This window comes from uncultured Tateyamaria sp. (assembly GCF_947503465.1).
Lineage (GTDB): Bacteria > Pseudomonadota > Alphaproteobacteria > Rhodobacterales > Rhodobacteraceae > Tateyamaria.
The window spans coordinates 135534-152624 of sequence record NZ_CANNDN010000003.1 but is presented as its reverse complement, the minus strand read 5'-3'; the positions used below and the strand labels follow the sequence as shown (position 1 = coordinate 152624).

Annotated in this window: 27 protein-coding genes and 2 pseudogenes; 20 read left to right on the top strand and 9 right to left on the bottom strand. The window is 62.9% G+C overall.

Going from position 1 to position 17091, the window contains the following annotated elements; all coding sequences use genetic code 11:
• Positions 1 to 62: 62 nt before the first annotated feature.
• The 9 genes and pseudogenes from Q0844_RS16675 to Q0844_RS16635 all read left to right on the top strand — a co-directional run bounded on the left by Q0844_RS16675 (position 63) and on the right by Q0844_RS16635 (position 5539).
• Positions 63 to 1433, top strand: a complete 1371-nt coding sequence (locus tag Q0844_RS16675; protein ID WP_299047162.1) for an MATE family efflux transporter — start codon at positions 63 to 65, stop codon at positions 1431 to 1433.
• The gene (gene gstA / locus Q0844_RS16670) at positions 1430 to 2032 is read left to right on the top strand and encodes a glutathione transferase GstA (protein WP_299047160.1); all 603 of its coding nucleotides are present in this window, start codon (positions 1430 to 1432) and stop codon (positions 2030 to 2032) included. The genes Q0844_RS16675 and gstA (Q0844_RS16670) overlap by 4 nt, the downstream gene beginning before the upstream one ends.
• Positions 2032 to 2721 carry a class I SAM-dependent methyltransferase gene (locus Q0844_RS16665; protein ID WP_299047157.1) on the top strand — a complete coding sequence of 230 codons (690 nt, stop codon included), beginning with the start codon at positions 2032 to 2034 and terminating at the stop codon, positions 2719 to 2721. The genes gstA (Q0844_RS16670) and Q0844_RS16665 overlap by 1 nt, the downstream gene beginning before the upstream one ends.
• A gap of 36 nt (positions 2722 to 2757) precedes the next feature.
• Entirely contained in the window at positions 2758 to 3384 is a 627-nt protein-coding gene (locus Q0844_RS16660; protein ID WP_299047154.1) for a LysE family translocator, read from the top strand.
• 48 nt (positions 3385 to 3432) lie between these two features.
• On the top strand, positions 3433 to 3969 hold the full coding sequence (locus tag Q0844_RS16655) for a dihydrofolate reductase family protein (RefSeq protein ID WP_299047151.1): 537 nt from the start codon (positions 3433 to 3435) through the stop codon (positions 3967 to 3969).
• 114 nt (positions 3970 to 4083) lie between these two features.
• Positions 4084 to 4422 carry a hypothetical protein gene (locus Q0844_RS16650; protein WP_299047150.1) on the top strand — a complete coding sequence of 113 codons (339 nt, stop codon included), beginning with the start codon at positions 4084 to 4086 and terminating at the stop codon, positions 4420 to 4422.
• Positions 4423 to 4640: 218 nt separating this feature from the next.
• Positions 4641 to 4972 (top strand): annotated as a pseudogene (locus Q0844_RS16645) (transposase); the annotation flags it as partial.
• 43 nt (positions 4973 to 5015) lie between these two features.
• Positions 5016 to 5303, top strand: coding sequence for an aminotransferase class V-fold PLP-dependent enzyme (locus Q0844_RS16640; RefSeq protein WP_299047147.1), 288 nt, complete (start codon positions 5016 to 5018; stop codon positions 5301 to 5303).
• A gap of 101 nt (positions 5304 to 5404) precedes the next feature.
• The gene (locus Q0844_RS16635; RefSeq protein WP_299047146.1) at positions 5405 to 5539 is read left to right on the top strand and encodes a hypothetical protein; all 135 of its coding nucleotides are present in this window, start codon (positions 5405 to 5407) and stop codon (positions 5537 to 5539) included.
• A 63-nt stretch (positions 5540 to 5602) separates the two neighbouring features.
• Here Q0844_RS16635 and Q0844_RS16630 read toward each other — a convergent pair.
• From Q0844_RS16630 to Q0844_RS16605, 6 genes and pseudogenes are all read right to left on the bottom strand, one after another.
• A pseudogene (locus Q0844_RS16630) lies at positions 5603 to 6349 on the bottom strand (PepSY domain-containing protein).
• Between the two features lie 159 nt (positions 6350 to 6508).
• A complete protein-coding gene (locus tag Q0844_RS16625) occupies positions 6509 to 6898 on the bottom strand; it encodes a VOC family protein (protein WP_299047143.1) in 390 nt (129 codons plus the stop codon).
• Positions 6895 to 7410: a GNAT family N-acetyltransferase gene (locus Q0844_RS16620; protein ID WP_299047140.1), complete on the bottom strand. Its 516-nt coding sequence runs from the start codon at positions 7408 to 7410 to the stop codon at positions 6895 to 6897. Before Q0844_RS16620 ends, Q0844_RS16625 begins: the two co-directional genes overlap by 4 nt.
• Positions 7407 to 8099, bottom strand: coding sequence for a glutathione S-transferase family protein (locus Q0844_RS16615; protein WP_299047138.1), 693 nt, complete (start codon positions 8097 to 8099; stop codon positions 7407 to 7409). The genes Q0844_RS16620 and Q0844_RS16615 overlap by 4 nt, the downstream gene beginning before the upstream one ends.
• Before the next feature lie 74 nt (positions 8100 to 8173).
• Positions 8174 to 8542: a cupredoxin family copper-binding protein gene (locus Q0844_RS16610; RefSeq protein ID WP_299047136.1), complete on the bottom strand. Its 369-nt coding sequence runs from the start codon at positions 8540 to 8542 to the stop codon at positions 8174 to 8176.
• Entirely contained in the window at positions 8530 to 9057 is a 528-nt protein-coding gene (locus tag Q0844_RS16605) for a DUF4142 domain-containing protein (protein WP_299047134.1), read from the bottom strand. The genes Q0844_RS16610 and Q0844_RS16605 overlap by 13 nt, the downstream gene beginning before the upstream one ends.
• Before the next feature lie 140 nt (positions 9058 to 9197).
• On the opposite strand from Q0844_RS16605, the gene Q0844_RS16600 reads away from it, so the two are divergent.
• The 3 genes from Q0844_RS16600 (at position 9198) to Q0844_RS16590 (ending at position 11225) form a co-directional block, all read left to right on the top strand.
• Complete coding sequence (locus Q0844_RS16600; protein ID WP_299047966.1) at positions 9198 to 10154, top strand: AraC family transcriptional regulator; 957 nt, start codon at positions 9198 to 9200, stop codon at positions 10152 to 10154.
• 130 nt (positions 10155 to 10284) lie between these two features.
• Complete coding sequence (locus tag Q0844_RS16595) at positions 10285 to 10653, top strand: hypothetical protein (protein WP_299047965.1); 369 nt, start codon at positions 10285 to 10287, stop codon at positions 10651 to 10653.
• Positions 10654 to 10682: 29 nt separating this feature from the next.
• On the top strand, positions 10683 to 11225 hold the full coding sequence (locus Q0844_RS16590) for a carboxymuconolactone decarboxylase family protein (RefSeq protein ID WP_299047133.1): 543 nt from the start codon (positions 10683 to 10685) through the stop codon (positions 11223 to 11225).
• A 38-nt stretch (positions 11226 to 11263) separates the two neighbouring features.
• On the opposite strand, the gene Q0844_RS16585 is transcribed toward Q0844_RS16590, so the two are convergent.
• Positions 11264 to 11686 (bottom strand): helix-turn-helix domain-containing protein, encoded by a 423-nt coding sequence (locus Q0844_RS16585; protein WP_299047130.1) that lies wholly within the window; start codon positions 11684 to 11686, stop codon positions 11264 to 11266.
• A 135-nt stretch (positions 11687 to 11821) separates the two neighbouring features.
• Between Q0844_RS16585 and gstA (Q0844_RS16580) the strand changes: the two genes are divergently transcribed.
• From gstA (Q0844_RS16580) to Q0844_RS16545, 8 genes are read left to right on the top strand one after another with little or no spacing between them, the layout of a single operon-like run.
• Positions 11822 to 12436: a glutathione transferase GstA gene (gene gstA, locus Q0844_RS16580; RefSeq protein WP_299047127.1), complete on the top strand. Its 615-nt coding sequence runs from the start codon at positions 11822 to 11824 to the stop codon at positions 12434 to 12436.
• Positions 12437 to 12495: 59 nt separating this feature from the next.
• Positions 12496 to 12888, top strand: coding sequence for a nuclear transport factor 2 family protein (locus Q0844_RS16575; RefSeq protein WP_299047125.1), 393 nt, complete (start codon positions 12496 to 12498; stop codon positions 12886 to 12888).
• Between the two features lie 3 nt (positions 12889 to 12891).
• Positions 12892 to 13098, top strand: coding sequence for a 4-oxalocrotonate tautomerase family protein (locus Q0844_RS16570; RefSeq protein WP_299047122.1), 207 nt, complete (start codon positions 12892 to 12894; stop codon positions 13096 to 13098).
• Positions 13099 to 13109: 11 nt separating this feature from the next.
• On the top strand, positions 13110 to 14087 hold the full coding sequence (locus Q0844_RS16565) for a nitronate monooxygenase (RefSeq protein WP_299047119.1): 978 nt from the start codon (positions 13110 to 13112) through the stop codon (positions 14085 to 14087).
• Positions 14084 to 14734, top strand: coding sequence for a glutathione S-transferase N-terminal domain-containing protein (locus tag Q0844_RS16560; RefSeq protein ID WP_299047116.1), 651 nt, complete (start codon positions 14084 to 14086; stop codon positions 14732 to 14734). The genes Q0844_RS16565 and Q0844_RS16560 overlap by 4 nt, the downstream gene beginning before the upstream one ends.
• Positions 14731 to 15507 carry a cupin domain-containing protein gene (locus Q0844_RS16555; protein WP_299047113.1) on the top strand — a complete coding sequence of 259 codons (777 nt, stop codon included), beginning with the start codon at positions 14731 to 14733 and terminating at the stop codon, positions 15505 to 15507. The genes Q0844_RS16560 and Q0844_RS16555 overlap by 4 nt, the downstream gene beginning before the upstream one ends.
• Complete coding sequence (locus Q0844_RS16550) at positions 15507 to 15812, top strand: hypothetical protein (RefSeq protein WP_299047112.1); 306 nt, start codon at positions 15507 to 15509, stop codon at positions 15810 to 15812. Before Q0844_RS16555 ends, Q0844_RS16550 begins: the two co-directional genes overlap by 1 nt.
• Entirely contained in the window at positions 15772 to 16128 is a 357-nt protein-coding gene (locus tag Q0844_RS16545) for a Mu transposase C-terminal domain-containing protein (RefSeq protein WP_299047111.1), read from the top strand. Before Q0844_RS16550 ends, Q0844_RS16545 begins: the two co-directional genes overlap by 41 nt.
• A gap of 332 nt (positions 16129 to 16460) precedes the next feature.
• Here the strand turns inward: Q0844_RS16545 and Q0844_RS16540 are convergent, their stop codons facing one another.
• Both Q0844_RS16540 and Q0844_RS16535 read right to left on the bottom strand, forming a co-directional pair.
• Entirely contained in the window at positions 16461 to 16685 is a 225-nt protein-coding gene (locus Q0844_RS16540; protein WP_299047108.1) for a hypothetical protein, read from the bottom strand.
• Positions 16686 to 16689: 4 nt separating this feature from the next.
• Entirely contained in the window at positions 16690 to 17070 is a 381-nt protein-coding gene (locus tag Q0844_RS16535) for a hypothetical protein (RefSeq protein ID WP_299047105.1), read from the bottom strand.
• Positions 17071 to 17091: the final 21 nt, after the last annotated feature.

The window sequence follows — 17091 nt, the reverse complement described above, 5'->3', positions numbered from 1 at the left end:
CGGCGCTGCGGTTTCCCGCCACTCCCGGCACGATTGGTCGGGCTACACCTAGGATCAGATCCATGACTTCGTTTGATATCACGCGCCCATCGGGCCACTCTCTGAAACGCGCGGGTCGCCATGTGAGCAGCGCAGAAGCCGCAGCACTCGTGCGCCTTGCCGCACCGCTGACCGGCCTAGCCCTCGTCAACATGGCGATGAGTGTGACGGACACAATGATGACGGCAGCCTTCGGAATGGAGGCCCTTGCGGCGGTTGCCGTCGCGAGCGATTTCTATTCGATCTTCTTCTATCTCGCCATCGGCTGCATCGGCGGTCTTGGACCACTATACGCGGCGGCCCACGCGGCGGGCGATACGGGTCGGCTGGCGCGGCTCAGGACGGCCGGCACTATTGTCTGGATTGTACTGGCCGCTCCGATCAGTGTCCTCTTGTGGCAGACGCCGTTGTTTCTCAGCCTGCTCGGCATCGAAGACGGTCTTGTCGAGGCGGGGACGGGCTACGTCCGTGCGATGGCGCTGACCTTGGTCCCGATGCTGGCCGTCGGCGTCTTGCGCACAAGGCTGACCGCGATTGAACGCCCGGGCGTCATGTTGCGGATCACGCTCTGCGCGGTGCCTCTGAACGCGGTCTTCAACTACCTGTTCATGTATGGCGCTCTGGGTTTGCCGCAGCTTGGTGTGACGGGCGCGGGCGTGTCCTCGCTGCTGGTTGGCTTACTGACTCTCGCCGCCTTGTCGTGGGAAACCTACCGCGCAGGTGACAGCGGACCAGGTCGGGCGGACCGGGGGGACGTTGCCGAGATTTTCTGCATCGGGGTACCAATCGCCGTCGCCACGCTGGCGGAGGTCGGCATCTATCTGGGCGCAACGATCTATGCCGCGTCGCTTTCGGTGACAGACGCCGCCGCCCATTCCGTAGCGATCCGTCTGGCGGGCATCGGCTATACCTTCTACTTCGGCCTGCAACAGGCGGCGATGACCCGGCTTGCAAGAGTCGAGCCCATGTCAGATCGCGCGAATGAAGTGAAGAACACGGCGATGTTGCTTGGCGTCGCGATCGGAGTATCGCTTTGCCTGACCCTTTTGGCCGTAGCGTCGCCGGTTGCGAGCTATATGCTGCAGAGTTCAACGCCTGCAGCAGTGAGTGTCGCAATCGCGGTCATTGGAGCGCTCGCCATGGCTGAGCTTATTGGTCCGGCGGGGGCGGGCGCAGCGGGCTTGCTGCGTGCCAGGAGAATGACGCGGCCCGTCATGATCTATTCGCTGATCGGCAACTGGGTGGTTGCCGCACCCCTGATCGGTATCTCAACGATTGTGTTCGACATGGGTGCGATCGGAATCTGGATATCGATGGCAACAGGAACCATTGTGTATTCGGGGCTGTGTGTGCTGGCGCTTCGTAACCTTCCATCCAAGGGGGCGGAGACATGAAGCTCTATTTTATGCCAGGCGCTTGCTCCTTGGCACCGCACATCGCCCTTCGGGAAGCCGGTCTGCCATTCAGCCTTGTCGCGGTAGACTACCGGACGCGAAGAACGGCAGGCGGCGGCGACTTCAACAAGATCAGTCCCAAGGGGTATGTCCCCGTGCTGGTTTTGGAAAGTGGCGAGGTCTTGACCGAGGTGCCGGTGATCCTTCAATTCGTGGACAGCAGGGTGCCGCAGGCCGCGCTGTTGCCGACCTCCGACCTGCAACACCTGCGATCGCTGGAATGGCTGAATTTCATTGCAACGGAGATCCACAAGAGTTTCAGTCCGCTTTTCCGGCCCGAAACCCCGACGTCTTTCTGTGTGCCAGGCAGGTTGCACCTGTGTCGACGGCTTTCGATCGTCGAGGACTATCTTTGCCAACACGAATACCTGATGGGAGGCGATTTCTCTCTGGCGGATGTCTACCTGTTTGTACTGTGCCGCTGGTTGAAGGACCAGGACATGGCTCTTGCGGACTGGCCGTCTCTGCACAGGCATTCCGAGACAATCGGGATGCGCCCCTCTGTTCAGCAGGCAATGGGCCGGGAAGGATTGTTGTAATGCCCGTTTCAAAAGAAGAATCCGCCGACCGGCGAGCCATGTACCGCGAGATGCAACGCACTGTGCCGGGGCCCGACGGCATGTACCGGCATGTTCACGTTCTTATTTCCAGCGACGATGACACAACGTCTGGGGTTCTGATTGTCGGAGCTGGTGGAGGCCGCGAGCTTGAAGAGCTTGCCAAGGGGCAGTTCAATGGCCAGATCACGGCGCTTGATCCGTCGACGCGCAGTCTCGATTTGGCGCGGGATGTCGCCAGGGATCATGGATCATCTCTGAATGTTCGGTTTTTCGTCGGCACGGTGGACGATATCCCCCAAGGGGAGAGGTTCAATATCGTCACGTCGCTTCTGGTCATGCACCACCTTCGGGACGACGGCGCCAAACTTGCCTATCTGAAAGGCCTTCGGGACAGGCTCGCCCCCGATGGTCGCCTTATTCACGCCGATGTTTGCTTCGATGAAATCGACGACTTCAAACGACTGGTCCCAATCTATTTAGCGCACGCGGATATCTACGGTGTATCAGCCGACGCAACGCGTTTGGAACTAGATGCGATTCCCAACTTGCCGGTCATATCAGGCAGGCGCACCCGCGCGCTCTTTGCCGAAGCGGGTCTGATCGAGCCAATCGAGATTTTCCGCAGTCTCTGGTACAGATGCTGGACCAGCAGGCGAGCCCCTCATTGACCAAGCCCACGCGCAGTGAATGAAGGAGCCTACACCATGCCCGAATTGCCGGTTCTGTTGACCTACATCGCCGTTCTAACGGGGTTCGTCTTCTTTCCTGGCCCGTCGATCCTGCTCACGCTCACCCGGTCATCAACCTCGGGAATACGCGTTGGTGTCGCAACAAGTCTTGGCATCGGACTGGGCGATCTCTTCCATACGGTCATGGCGGTCGCTGGGATCTCCGCGATCCTGCCGGCCTCGGCACAGGCGTTTACGCTGATCAAGCTGCTTGGAGCCGGATATCTGATCTATATCGGCCTGCGTTCGCTGTTCGAGAGCAGCTTTCGCATGACTTCCGAAGCCACGCCGCCGATTTCGATAGGTCAGGCATTCCGACAAGCCAGCCTTGCCGAAATTCTGAACCCGAAATCCGCGATGTTCTTTCTCGCGTTCCTGCCACAGTTCGTCGATCCGGGCATCGGACAGATTGCGCTGCAGCTTACGATCTTTGGACTGCTCTTCGTTCTCATGGGGACATTCGCAACGCTGGTAGCGGCTGTCGCCGCTGGCCACGTTGGTCGGTTTCTTCGGCAACATCCGGCTGTCCAGCGCTGGCAATCTAAAGTCGTGGGCAGCATCTACTGTGCGCTTGGCATCAGACTGGCGTTTCAGGAGCGCTGACCGGCTGGGTTTTCCGTCAACCAACCAACGCTACTAGAGGTGTGTCAGATGCAACAAATCATTTATGATGTCGCCGTCTCGATCGACGGATACATTTCCGGGCCCGGCGCCGATATCTCGCAGTTTGCCCAGGAAGGCGCTGTGGTCGAAGACTATTCAGCCCGCCTCGAAACCTACGCGACCGCGATCATGGGCCGGGCGACATACGAGTTCGGCTATCGCTTCGGCATGCAGCCCGGCCAGAACCCCTATGCGCACATGGAAACAATAGTCCTTTCGAAGTCGCTCGACCTGCCGGATGACGCAGAGGTTGCGGTGCAGAGATCCAGCGATGCCCAGGCAATCGACGCCATAAGAACCCGATCTAGCGGGCCGATATACCTCTGTGGAGGAGGCGCATTCGCCGGATCGCTTCTTGCCATGGGAAAGATTGATGTTCTGCGCCTCAAGCGTGCACCAATCATTCTCGGTGACGGTGTTTCGCTATTCGGACACATCAAGGGATCGCTCGGCTTAGAGCATACGGAAACACGAGACTATGGTCGGGGGTACTTGTTTCAGGAGTATCGGGTTCTCCATGCGTAGCGATGGGCAACGCTGCGCCCGCCATTTCACTTCCAAACAACTGGCACGAATATGACTGCTCGAAAACTACAGACATGCCTTTCACTAATTTTTCTCCTATTGGGTTCGTGGTGCTTGTTCTTCCCGAGCATGGTCGTTGAAGTAACGTTCCGCCCGGAGCTTGCTTTCGCCTCGGAGCAGGCTCGGTTCATCATGGGCTGCTTTGGAGCGCAGGCGGTGTTGACGGACACAATCATTTTGACCGCCCGTTTTTCTTCAATGACTTTCCTTGTGTTCGGTTTGGCAGGGTCGATTCCATTCTTCGTTTTCAACTTTTGGTTTCTGTACATCGAACCGGTCCTGAACCAATGGATGTTGCTCGACTTCGCCGGGAACCTCGGCATTCTCGTCATTGGCATTTGGGGATGGCGTTTGTGCAAAACTGCCCAAGATCCCGATAAAGCTTTGGATTGAACCCGTTCGGCAACCCAGGCTCTGAGATACCCTAGCCCGGATTCCAAATTTCCGCAGACTTCCGGGGCTGGACGAAGCAGTCTCGATCGCGCGATGCATTTCATGGCTCCGAAAACGGAGCTGAAGGCCCTTAGAATCGAGAAAATCATAGAGGTGACCCAGCCCCCTGAAATCAGGCCAGTGAGGTGTTAGTAATCCGTCCAAGCAAAGGATGGACTATGAAACGCAGATTTAGTGACGAGCAAATCATTGGAATGATCAAGGAATACGAGGCTGGCGTGAAAGCGCAGGAGCTGTGCCGAAAGTACGGGATCAGCGATGCGACTTTCTACAAATACAAAGCGAAGTTTGGCGGCATGAACGTGTCGGACGCGAAGAAGCTGCGCGCGCTTGAGGACGAGAACAATCGTCTGAAGCGCATGCTGGCGGAGGCGATGCTGGACAATGCTGCTCTGAAGGATCTTGCCACAAAAAATTATTGACGCCTGATGTGAAGCGCAGGGCCGTGTCGGATGTGATGGATCGGCACGGCCTGTCTGAGCGTCGGGCGTGACCGTATATTTTGACCCAATCAGCCCAATGGAGAAGACACCATGATCGACATAGCCCAAGTCCGGCGCGACACACCCGGATGCGAGACCTTCATTCATTTCGACAATGCCGGTGCATCGCCAATGCCCGATCCGGTCTTTCGTGCCGTGACCGATCATATGGCTGCGGAACGCGCCTTGGGCGGTTACGAGGCGGAGCGCCGCGCGCAATCCGCACTTGAAAGTCTCTACACCGGATTGGCAGAACTTTTGCACGCGGCGCCGGACGAGATCGCTTATGCAGAGAACGCAACGCGCGCCTGGAACATGGCAGTCTACGCCTTGCCGTGAAGACGGTGTTCAGCGCCACGTTCCAAAGCCCCAGATCGCCTTCGTGAAGGGCGATCCCCCAGGCCATCGACTTGGCATAGGGGGAATAGTCGGCGTAGCGTATGTCGGCCAGAACGTTGCCGGTGAACCGGTCCAGATGGATCGTGCGGTCGGCCGATGGGTCCGGCCCGTCATTCGACATGCTGTCATGGCTGATCGTCCAGACGCCCGTCTGGTCCGATGGCAGGTTGACCTGATAGCGCCCCCGAAAGCCCAGCCGGTCAGCGAAGGCGTTGACACTGTCGATCGTCACCAAGCCGTCAATCGCACGGGGTTCCAGCCAGCAACCCCGAGGCCGGCAACGGCGTCTGCTCCAGTGTCCATGGTACCTCCTTTGCCGCACCGTGGTTCATGCTGGCATGCGTGGCATGCGTGGCATCGGACAGGGGCACGTTATCCCACTTGGCCGCGGGGAAGGTATTCCACGCCTGCACCAGCTTGCCGCCCCAGATGCCCGTCCAGCTCAACCCCGAGACCAGAAAGAAGATCAGGATCAGCGAGAACCAGAAGGCCGTCACGCCATGCAGCGATTTCCACAGCGCACGACCGGATCCGGCAAGCGCGGGCAAGAGCATGCGGCGCATGCCGGCCCCGTTTCGTGGCCAGTGCAGGTAAAGCCCGGTCGCCACCAGCAGAAACCCGAGGCTCGCGGCCGCCTCGATCAGCAGGTCGCCCGTATCGCCGATCAGGAGGGTACCGTGAACCTCGTTGGCGAAGTCATACCACCCGGCCCGCCACGGAAAGGTGTTCAGCACCGATCCCGTGTAGGGGTCGAGCGTGACGCCGGTCGCGTCGCCCGCACCTGTCACCTTGAAGACCGCCGCCCGATCAGGCGCCAGCGGCGCGATTTATTGCGATGCGGACCCGCCTGGGACGGCGGCCTCGGCGGCCGATTGCAGGGCACTTGTGGCGAGCGGCGCCTCGCCCGGGGTGACGGCGCGCTTTTCGTCGCCAATCCCCTGAGCAAAGGCGACCCACAGCATGACGAGGCCGGTCACCGACAGCATCAGCAGGAACGGGATGACGTAGAGCCCGGCATAGAAATGCCAGCGCCAGGCGGCGAGATAGAGTGCTGTTCCGCGAGTCGGGGGGACGGTGTCTGGGGTGGCCATGGTGCTTTTTTGTCCTCTCTAGGGATGGTCGGTGGTCTGATGGCATACGGTCGGTCAGGCGCTGAATCCGCCATGGACCAGTTCGATCTTGTTGCCCCAGGGGTCGCGCAGATAGGCGGCGAAGACGCCGGGCATCGGATAGGCGGCACGCACACCCGGAGCTCCCTCGTCGGTTGCCCCAGCGTCGAGGCCCGCGGCATGGGCCTTTGCGACCGCCTCGCGATCCGGCGCTGCGAAGGCTACGTGAGCGCCGTTGCCCGCGGAGGCCAATCCGCCATTGAAAGGAGTCAGGAGCAGAAAGGATACGCGGTCACGTCCGAAGGCGGCGAACCCGTCTCCTTCCGCGAGGCAGCGTATGCCGAGGACGTCCAGAACGCGGCAGTAGAAGGCGCGCGCCGCAGGCACGTCTGTAACCCCGAGGCTGAGATGGTCGATGGTGGTCATGGGAACTCTCCTTGTGAACGCTGGTTGATCGACGTGGTGTCGAGACGAAATTTCAGGAATGTCGCGCCGGAGTGGTCCTGCCGACCGGCAGACTGTGCCCCCATCCGGTGCAGCGCACCGAGGTTGCGGCGCGAAGGCGGCAAGAGGAAGGTGACGAAGGGAATGCGCGGATCGGCGCGCGCGAAGTCGAGCGCCGCATGCGCGATCCGCTGGCCAAGCCCGAAATCCCGCGGCCGCAACACGAGGCCGAAGTCCCATTCCGCGTCTTCCTTCTGGAAGCCACCCCAGCCGACATACCGTTTTTCGGCCAGGAAGGCCCAGTGGCCAAGACCGTCGCGCGCCCAAGCCGCCTCCTTGGCCGCCACGAAGGCCCGCGCCTCCGCCTCGCCCCAGGCGCCAGTCAGCAGCGGCATGTGTGCGCGCAGCCGCGGGTCGGACATATGCGCAACCACGTCCCCGAGCGGCACTTCGGTCAGCCGCGCGAAGCGGAGGGCGAGGACGGCGCCGGTCATGCAGATTGCCGGAGTGTGAGGCAGGACAGCTCCATCATCCGCGACAGCGCGCTGTCCTTCCGGCGCAGGAAATCGGCGAGCCTCTCGGGATACTCCGCCGTGACCGCGTTCTGAACGGAGGACCTCCCGGCCAACGCGTGACGCCATTCGGCCATCCCCGGCAGACCGTCGAAGACGCCGAAGTCGCCGATCCGGTCGAAGGTGTCGAAGTAGCGGAACACCGGCGCGAAAACCGCGTCGACGAGGCTGAACTCCTCTCCGGCAAACCATGGGCCTAGGCCGAACTGGCCCTCCATCACCCGGAACCGGGCGTGGAGCGCCGCGGCCTTGCGTTCGAGCGTCGTGGTGTCGGGGGCCGAATAGAATCCCGCGATGTCGTTCAGGCACTCCGAGGCGAAGCCGATCCAGGCGCGGTGCCGCGCGCGTTCGATCGGGTCGGTTGGGTGGAGCGGATTCGGCTGCGTCTCTTCGAGGAATTCGAGGATCGCGGCGGATTCGAATAGCGCCGCCTTGCCGACCCGCAGGACGGGCGTTCGCCCGAGCGGCGAAAGCGCCAGAAACCAGCCGGGCTTGTTCGCCAGATCGACGGTGACGCGCTCGTGCGCGACGCCCTTTTCGGAAAGCGCGATGGCGATGCGCTGGACGTAAGGGCACAGCGCGTGGCTGACGAGGGTGATGGACAGTGTCATAATATTCGCCTCTGGAAATGGCGCGCAGGCCGCCCTGGGGGTGTCTGGGGAACAGAGGGCGGCCCGTGCGTGCGTCAGGCGCCGGACCGGGTCCGGACGGTGACGGTTGCTTTCATGTGGGGGTGATAGGCGCAGAAGTAGGAATAGTCGCCGGGCGCGTCGAACGTGATGCGTGCGCGGCCGCCCTTTTCCAGCGTGCCGGTATCCCAGCTTCCGTCCTCGGCCGTGGCGGTGTGCGGCGCAAGATCGGCGTTCGTCCAGGTGATGCTGTCGCCCACAAGGACTTCGACGCTAACCGGATCGAAGGCGAAGCTGGCGATGCGCACCTCGACCTCGTGCGCGCCGTCATGAGCGCGCGCAAGCCCCGGCAGCCCGGCCAGAGACAAGGCTGCGCCAAGTCCCCGGCCGAACCCGCGCCGCGTGAGGTGCGTCAGCCCGCGCACGTCAACCCCGCGACCATTTGCTCGGCGTGCTGCTCGTGTGCCTTGAAGGTCACCAGCGCATCCTCGAGCAGCGCCTTCAGCGGTTCCACCGTGACGGCGGGGATGAAGCTCTCGGCGACGGTCTTGTTGACGATCTGGTGATAGCCCAGTTCGTTCGTCGCATAGGCACAGTCGAAGGCATTGCCGTTCAGCGCCATCAGTTCGGCGCGCTTGGCGGCGGCACCCTCGACCAGGGCCTGGGACAGGGCGTTGTCCTGCGGCGTCACGTTCAGCTCGGCGATCAGCGCGCCGGCCGCCTCATTCACCGCCGTATGGTCGCGGATCATCGTCTGGGCGAAGTCGCGCACCGCGTCGTTCTCGGAAACCGCCAGCGCGAGATGCGCATAGCGGATGTCGATGCCGCCGGCAGTATAGGCGGTGTGGGCGATCTCGAGGTCGTTCATCGGCTCATCCGCCAGAGCGGCGAAGCCAGTCGTGGCGAGGGCGAATCCAATGGCAAGGGTCAAGGTCTTCATGGGAGTGTCTCCGGGTTGGTGGTTTGAATGCCACCGATTTGCCCGAGATCGTCCGGCGTTTGAATGCCGGAAAGTCCGGAATTCATGCGGGATCGTCCGGCGGGCTGGACGTGCCTGAAATTGCTGATAAACTTTTGGCCATGTTGGACCTGCTCAGTGACATCCTCACCCGCCTTTCGCTTCGTGGTACGCTTTACTTCCGCACGAGCTTCACCGAGCCCTGGGGCGTCCGCGTGCCCGCCTTCCGCGACGTGGCACGTTTCCACTTTGCCCATCGGGGCGAGGCGCTGGTGCGTGTCGCGGGGGTGCCGGTCCCCGTGCACCTGGCGCAGGGAGACCTGATCGTGATTCCGCACGGGACAGCCCATGTCCTGTGCTGCCGTCACACCGGGCCCGACGAGGCCCTGCCGTTGGACGATGTGCTGTCCCGGTCCGGGTTTCCGGGTCATGGGACGCTGGTTTGGGGTGGCGACGATAGCCCGCGTGATACGCAGCTGATTTGCGGGCACTTCGCGCTGGCCGAAGGGTCGAGGCACTTGCTGTTCGACCGCTTGCCCCCCTTCATCCACCTGCGCGGCTATGGCGAGGAGGCGGGCCCCTGGCTTGAAGCCACGCTCAGGGTCATCGGGGCCGAGGCCGGCGGCGCGCGGCTCGGCGGCGATCTGATCGCGCTGAAGATGTCCGAAGCGATCTTCGCCCAGGCGATCCGCGCCCATATCGAGGCGGAGCACGAGACCAACTGTGGCGTGGCCGGTTTTGCCGACCCCCATCTTGCAAGGGCACTGACCGCCTTTCACCACGCGCCGACAGCCGACTGGACGGTCGCTAGCCTCGCCCGCGAGGCGGGGCTGTCGCGGACGGGCTTTGCCGAGCGGTTCTCGGATCGACTGGGCGTGACACCGATGGCCTATGTGACCTCCTGGCGGATGCAGATCGCGCGCGAGGCGCTCGCAACGCGGGGGCTCTCGGTCGCCGAAGCGGCGGAAGTCTCGGGCTATGCCTCGGAATCCGCGTTCAGCCGGGTCTTCAAGAAGGAGATCGGCGTGTCGCCCGCCGCCTTCCGACAGTCCGGCTTCGCGCCTCACGAGGCAGCTTAGAACTTCGTCCGGGTTCTCGGACGATCTGCAATTCATTACGGACAATATGAAATTCATCGTCCGCACTGATGCCCTTAGGTTGGAGACTGCGACGGCGGAGCTCGTCGTTTGATTTCCAACCGAAAGGACCCTGCACATGCGCTTTGTCACCAAGACGATCCATGCCTGGCTCGACTATCCCGTCGCGCTGGCCCTCATCGCCCTGCCGTTCCTGCTCGGGCTCGGCACCTCCAACCCGCTCGCCCTCACGATCTCGCCGGTCGTGGGCGTCGCGGCGTTACTGCTGACCGTATTCACCGACCACCACCTCGGCGTGATCCGCGTGCTGCCCTACAAGCTGCACCTCGCCGTCGATCTGGCGGTTGGCCTGCTCTTCCTGATCCTGCCCTTCGCGCTCGGCTTTTCCGGGCTCGATGCCGCCTACTACTGGCTGAACGGCACCGCCGTCGTTGCTGTCATCAGCCTCTCCAAGCCCGAAACCGAAATGGTCTCGGCCTAAACCCCCACAACATCGAAAGGATATAGACAATGGCTCGTATCACCCAGATTTCCGACTCTGCCGCCGCCCCCGAGGCCGCCGCGCTTTTCACCGCAATCAAGGGAAAGGTCGGCATGGTGCCGAACCTCTACCGCGTCGCCGCGAACCAGCCCAAGGTGCTGGCTGCCATGCTCGGGTTGAACGAGACACTGGCGGGGGGCGGCTTCGATGCCCGCACCCGCGAGGCCATCGCGCTGACCGTCGCCGGGGCGAACGCCTGCGACTACTGCGCTTCTGCCCATGCCGCGATCTCGGCCGGACTGAAGGTCGCGCCAGAAACCATCGACGCGCACCTTGCCGGACGTTCCGAAGATCCGCGCACGGCGGCGATCCTGCGGCTTGCGGCGGCCATCGTGGCCGCGAAAGGAATGGTCGAGGATGCAGACCTCGATGCCGCACGGGCTGCAGGACTGACCGAGGCCGACATCGTCGAGACGGTTGCGAACGTGGTGGCGAACATCTTCACCAACTACCTCAACCACGTCGCCGCCACCGACATTGACTTCCCCTCTCGCAAGGCCCGCGCGGCCTGAAGTCATCGGCCCGGCGGTCCGTCCGCCGGGTCAAGCCGCTATTCTGTGGTCTCGGCGCTGCGCGCCGCACGGAAATGCTTCAGCCGGGGCGTCGCCGCAGCCTGACTGCGCTCGCCGCCAGCGCGGCGCTTGAGCTCCTCACCCACAGCGGCAATCGCCTCGATCGCGGGCACCAGTCGCTGCCCGAGCTCGTTGAGCGCATATTCGACCGAAGGCGGCGAAGTGGGCATCACGCGCCGGTCGATCACGCCGCATTCCTCCAGCTCGCGCAACCGCGTCGTCAACACCTTCGGTGAGATCTGCGGGATGTCGGCGCGCAGCTCGCTGAACCGCCGCGGACCGCCGCGCAGATACCAGATGATGTTCGGCGTCCACGCGCCGCCGATAATCGCCATGCATTCCAGCAGCGGACAGGCTTCCGGCACCTCGGGCCCCCGGTTTCTCCGCATCTTCAGTGCCATCGCATCCTCTGGTTACCGAATGGAAACTCGAAATTGACGGTAACCTTAGGAAACCCGATTTACAATAGATACCTGCATTCCTATCCATATTTCGTGCCCATCGCGGGCAATGGATGAAAGAGGAAAGGACCCCAGATGAAACTCTACTACAGCCCCGGCGTCTGTTCGCAGTCGGTGCATATCGCGCTAAACGAGGCCGGCATCGAGCACCTGATCGAAAAGGTCGATCTGGCCAACAAGATCACCGAGAGTGGCACCGATTACAGCCGCGTCAATCCATTAGGATATGTCCCGGCGCTGGAACTCGACGACGGCGAGGTGCTGCTTGAGGCGCCGGCGATCCTGCAATATGTCGCCGATCTGAAGCCCGAAACCAGCCTCGCCCCCGCGAACGGTACCCGCGAGCGCGTGCGGCTGCAGGCCGAGCTCAACTACACGGCCTCGGAACTGCACAAGTCCTTCGGGCCGTTCTTCGCGCTGGTGAAGCCCGAGGGCGCGCTGAAGGAGCAGGCGCTGGCCAAGCTCGCCAAGCGCTTCGACGCGCTCGAGGCCAAGCTCTCGGACGGCCGCGACTACATCATGGGCCGCGATTTCACGGTCGCGGACACCTACACCTTCGTCGTCGCCTCCTGGGCAGGTCTGATTGGGTTCGACCTCTCGGGTTATCCGCATGTGCGAGCCTACATCGAACGCGTCCGTGCCCGACCCAAGGTTCTGGAAACGTTGAAGCGCGAAGGCCTCGCTGCCTGAGACTTCGGGCGGAGCGGCCGCCCTGCCGCTCCGCCTCCTGCCTGGAAGGGAGCATCCCGATGCAAGACACGAAAACCTTGATCGAGGCCCGCATGAAACTCTATTTCGATGGACTCTATCACAGCGACACCGAAAGGCTCGGCCAGGTCTTCGCCCCCGGAGCGCGTTACGTCTGCGCGACCGGCGGCGAAGTGATCAATCTCGGTCTCGACGAGTACTTCCCGCTCGTGGACCGGCGCGAGCCGCCGGCTGCGCGGGGCGAGCCCCGGCGCGACGAGATCGTTTCGATCACCATGGCGGGCGACCGTGCGGCGCTGGTCGTTGCCCACTGCGCCATCGGCGAGCGCCATTTCACCGATCTTCTCAGTTTCATCGACACGGCCGCAGGCTGGCGGATCATCGCCAAGGTCTTCCACTACGACCTGATCCCTGCGCCGCAACCGCAGGAGTGAACCATGCCCTATGTCAATATCAAGATAACCCGCGAAGGCGCCACGCCCGAACAGAAAGCCCGCTTGATCAAGGGTGCGACCGATCTCCTGGTCGATGTTCTGGGCAAGAACCCGACCACGACCTTCGTCGTGATCGACGAGGTCGAGATGGAGCACTGGGGCATCGGCGGTCTTCCGGTCGAGGAATACCGTCGCCAAGCGGCCCGGTGACGGGGTCCGAGATGCCATCCTGCCATGATCTGCTGACCCAGTTCGGGATGTCCGCCCCGCTGTTCCTGGCACCGATGGCGCTGGTCAGCGGCGGCCGCCTTGCTGCCGCCGTGACGCGTGCAGGCGGGTTCGGCTTCATCGGCGGCGGCTATGGCGACCGCGACTGGTTGATGCGCGAGTTTGATGCCGCGGGCGATACGCCCGTGGGCGTCGGTTTCATCACCTGGGCGCTGGCACGGCAGCCCGGCCTGCTGGATCTCGCACTGGCGCGCCGCCCCCGGGCGATCTTCCTGTCCTTCGGCGACATCGCGCCCTTCATCGCGCGCATCCACGCTGCCGGGCTTCCGGTCTTCGCGCAGGTCCAGACCGTGGCCGGCGCGCGCGCGGCGATCGCGGCAGGCGCCGACGTCATTGTCGCGCAAGGCACCGAGGCGGGCGGTCACGGGGCGGCGCGCGGCACACTGGCGCTTGTGCCCGCGGTGCGCGATGCCATCGGCGCGGCGCCGGTGCTGGCCGCGGGCGGCATCGCTGACGGCCGCGGCATGGCCGCCGCCCTGATGCTTGGCGCCGATGCCGTCCTGTGCGGCACCGCCTTCTATGTCGCCGAGGAATCCCTGGCCCATTCCCGTCTGCGCGAAGCGGCGGTCGCGACCTCGGGTGACGACACGGCCCGCGACTCGGTCTTCGATCTGGCGCGCGGGCTCGACTGGCCCGTGCCCTGGACGCTCCGCGCCCGCCGCAACGCGTTCCACGGCCGCTGGGCCGAAGCGCCCGGGGCGATGACGCAGGACGACCGCGCTGCCTATGCCGCCGCCGCGATGAAGGGCGACCCGGCGACCGCCGCCGTCATCGTCGGCGAGGCGGTGGACCTCGTGCAGTCCGTCGAACCCGCAGCCGCGATGACCACGCGCATTGCAGGCGAAGCGCGTCACATCCTGTCCGGAGCCGCGGAACGGCTCTGGCCCGAACCGAAAGGACTGACACGATGATCGATTTCTACACTTGGAGTACCTCGAACGGCCGCAAGGTCGCGATCGGGCTGGAGGAGATGGGGCTTGCCTACCGCGTGCATCCCATCGACATCTATGCCAACGCCCAGTTCGACCCGGCCTTCGCCGCCATTTCCGCCAATGCCAAGATCCCGGCCATCGTCGATCACGACGCGGGCGTGACGATGTTCGAATCCGGCGCGATCCTGATCCATCTGGCCGAGAAGACAGGGCAGTTCCTGCCCGCGTCCGGGCCGCGCCGGGCCGAGGTGCTGCAATGGCTGATGTGGCAGATGGGCGGATTCGGCCCGATCCTGGGCCAGACCGCCCATTTCCTGCACTATAGCCCCGGCAAATCGGCCTATGCCGCCGAGCGTTTCGGCACCGAGGCGCGGCGCCTCTACGGCGTGCTCGACCGGCGGCTGGCCGCGGCCGAGTTCGTCGCCGGCGACTATTCCATCGCCGACATGGCGATCTGGCCGTGGTCGACGCGGTTCGAGCACCAGAAGATCGATCTGCGGGAGTTTGCCCACGTCGCGCGCTGGTACGCGGCGGTCGCTCGCCGCCCCGCCGTGCAACGCGGCTACCGCGTGCCCGATGCCAGTCTCACGCCACCAACCCCTTCCGCGCAGGGAGCCGCCGCATGAAGCTCAACGCCGATTTCACCCGCCGCGCCGTCGTCCATGCCGCCGGGCAGGATTTCGTGCCCTCGCCGATGCCGGGGGTGGAACGTCTCATGCTCGACCGGATCGGCGACGAAGTCGCCCGCGCGACCACCATCGTGCGCTACGCCCCCGGAAGCAATTTCTCGCCCCACACCCATGACGGCGGCGAGGAGTTTCTGGTGCTCGATGGTGTGTTTCAGGACGAACACGGTGACTCTCCCGCCGGCACCTATGTCCGCAACCCCCCGGGCTCGCGCCACCAGCCGGGTTCGGAACCGGGGTGCACGATCTTCGTCAAGCTGCGCCAGTTCGCATCCGATGACGACCGGCATGTGGTGGTCGATACCACGACGCCCAGCATGGCGCCGCTGGTTGGGCGTCCCAGTGCCGTCGGGCGGGTGATCCACGAGGATAAGCGCAAGGTGCAGGCGGATATCGCTGCGATCTTCGCAGCGACGCCGGCAAGCTTCGCTGACGACAAGGTCGTCGTGAATGGAGACGGCTACACCCGAGGATTTCGGGACAACCTGTTTCGGGTCTGGGAAGCGACGAAATGCCCTGACCAGGAAGCGGACGATCACCTGCTCGATGTGGCCCGTCGGACATCCTTCTGGGACCTTGGTCAGTTGATCCGCTCCTGCAAGCTTGAGAGCCCAAGGGCCTTTGATGCGGCATTGCGGCTGATTGGGCGCAGGGCCCTGGGGACGAACTGGCACACCCTCATCTGGATGCGCTCAAGGGTGTGGGTTGGCTGATGGACTACGCGGCCCTCTATAAAGTTCCGATCGGCTCCGAGCTGATCCTCGAGCATGTGCGATGGCGCGTGGTCGGGAAGGACTCGTACGGCTTTGCTGTAGAGGGGCTCGAAGACGAAGAGTTCACCAATCTCTCGTTCGAGCGGGTGTACGAGGCGAACCGTCTGAACGACTGCGAAGTCACCACGCCGAAGCAGTCGGAAAAGAAGAAGAAGCTTCTCGCCTACACCGGCGGTATCGCGTATGTCTCGCAGCTCGCCGCGCATGAAGCGGCTGGCTTGCCAGGCGCAATACGGCGAGATTAGGCCGCCGAGTCCCGAAGAGCGGCGGATTCACCTTGGTGAGCGCCAAGTGGTCACCACTACATCAGAAGGCGTGTGCATCTCCGGTATCTGGTACAACTCCTTTAAGCTGCAGGAGTTCGCCGGGGGCAAGCCAAAGAAGGTACTGGTTTGCCTTGATCCCGATGACTTGCGCCTCGTGACTATCTTTAGCCAAGACACCAAGGATGTGATGACCGCCCAGCTGAGGATGGTCGAGTTCGCCGACATGACGCTCGACGAGGCGATTGACTCGATGGTCGAGACGGTCGAGGCCTTCCCCGAGGAGATCCCCGGCTGACCAACTCCTCTCAGATCGGCTGATCCGAAGCCCGTGTCCTTGGACGCGGGCTTTTTCGTGGGCGAGTAAGATCGGGCAAAGTTTTTTCGAAAAAAGTTTGCGCAGACTATTGGTATTCCGCGCAGACTATTGATTTCAGCGCCGAATCATTACCGTGATAACCGCCTGAAATAGCATATAAAATCCGGGTGTCGCAGGGGTCGGATTTTGCGCTTGCGCATGATTTTGGTTTCTCTGGCAGTTTGCCCCCCAAGCCCGCAATGTGGCGAGACGTGCGCGATTGTCCGCGCACGTCAATTCTTAGTCGACTGTCCGGGATATCCCGGTGCCTGTCACGCCGGAACAGGTGCGGTCCGGGAATAGTCGTATCCGTGTGGCGGTTGCAGCATGTCGCCCATTTCGGGGAAAAACAGCTGGAGCGTGCCGGTTATGTCATAAAGCTCATCCGCCAAGGTCATGCCCTTGTCGAGGGGCATGGACACCAGGTGAGGTTCGCCCACCGGGAAGAACCACACTGCGCCGTTGCCACCATTGGATTTGAAGACGTCAACCTGCACGCCCTCAAGGCTGACGCTGCCTTTGGGGGGAGTAGGTTTCCGGCCTGCTTTCGAACACTTCCTTTTCGATCCATTCCGTGAATTCGGTCTGGGTCGTCATGGTGAAACCGAAAGCTGTGTTTGTCTTGCCCATGATATCGGTCCGGGCCATGGGAATGGACACACCTGCTTCGGACGAGTGTTCGAGGCTGAACACCGTTTCCATGAAAAGGCGCGTGGCCGACAAATGCGAGACGCGGCTTGAGACGAAGGTTTCGATGGTCTGGCCCTCGGGCACGGCGCCAAAGACAGCCAGACGCCCGTTGTCCTCCAGTTCCGAAGCGGAGTAGTTGGGGATGTAGTGCAGGCGCAGCGTGTCCAGGTCTTCACCGCGCTCGCCGCCCAATCCGATGATGCGGACATTCTT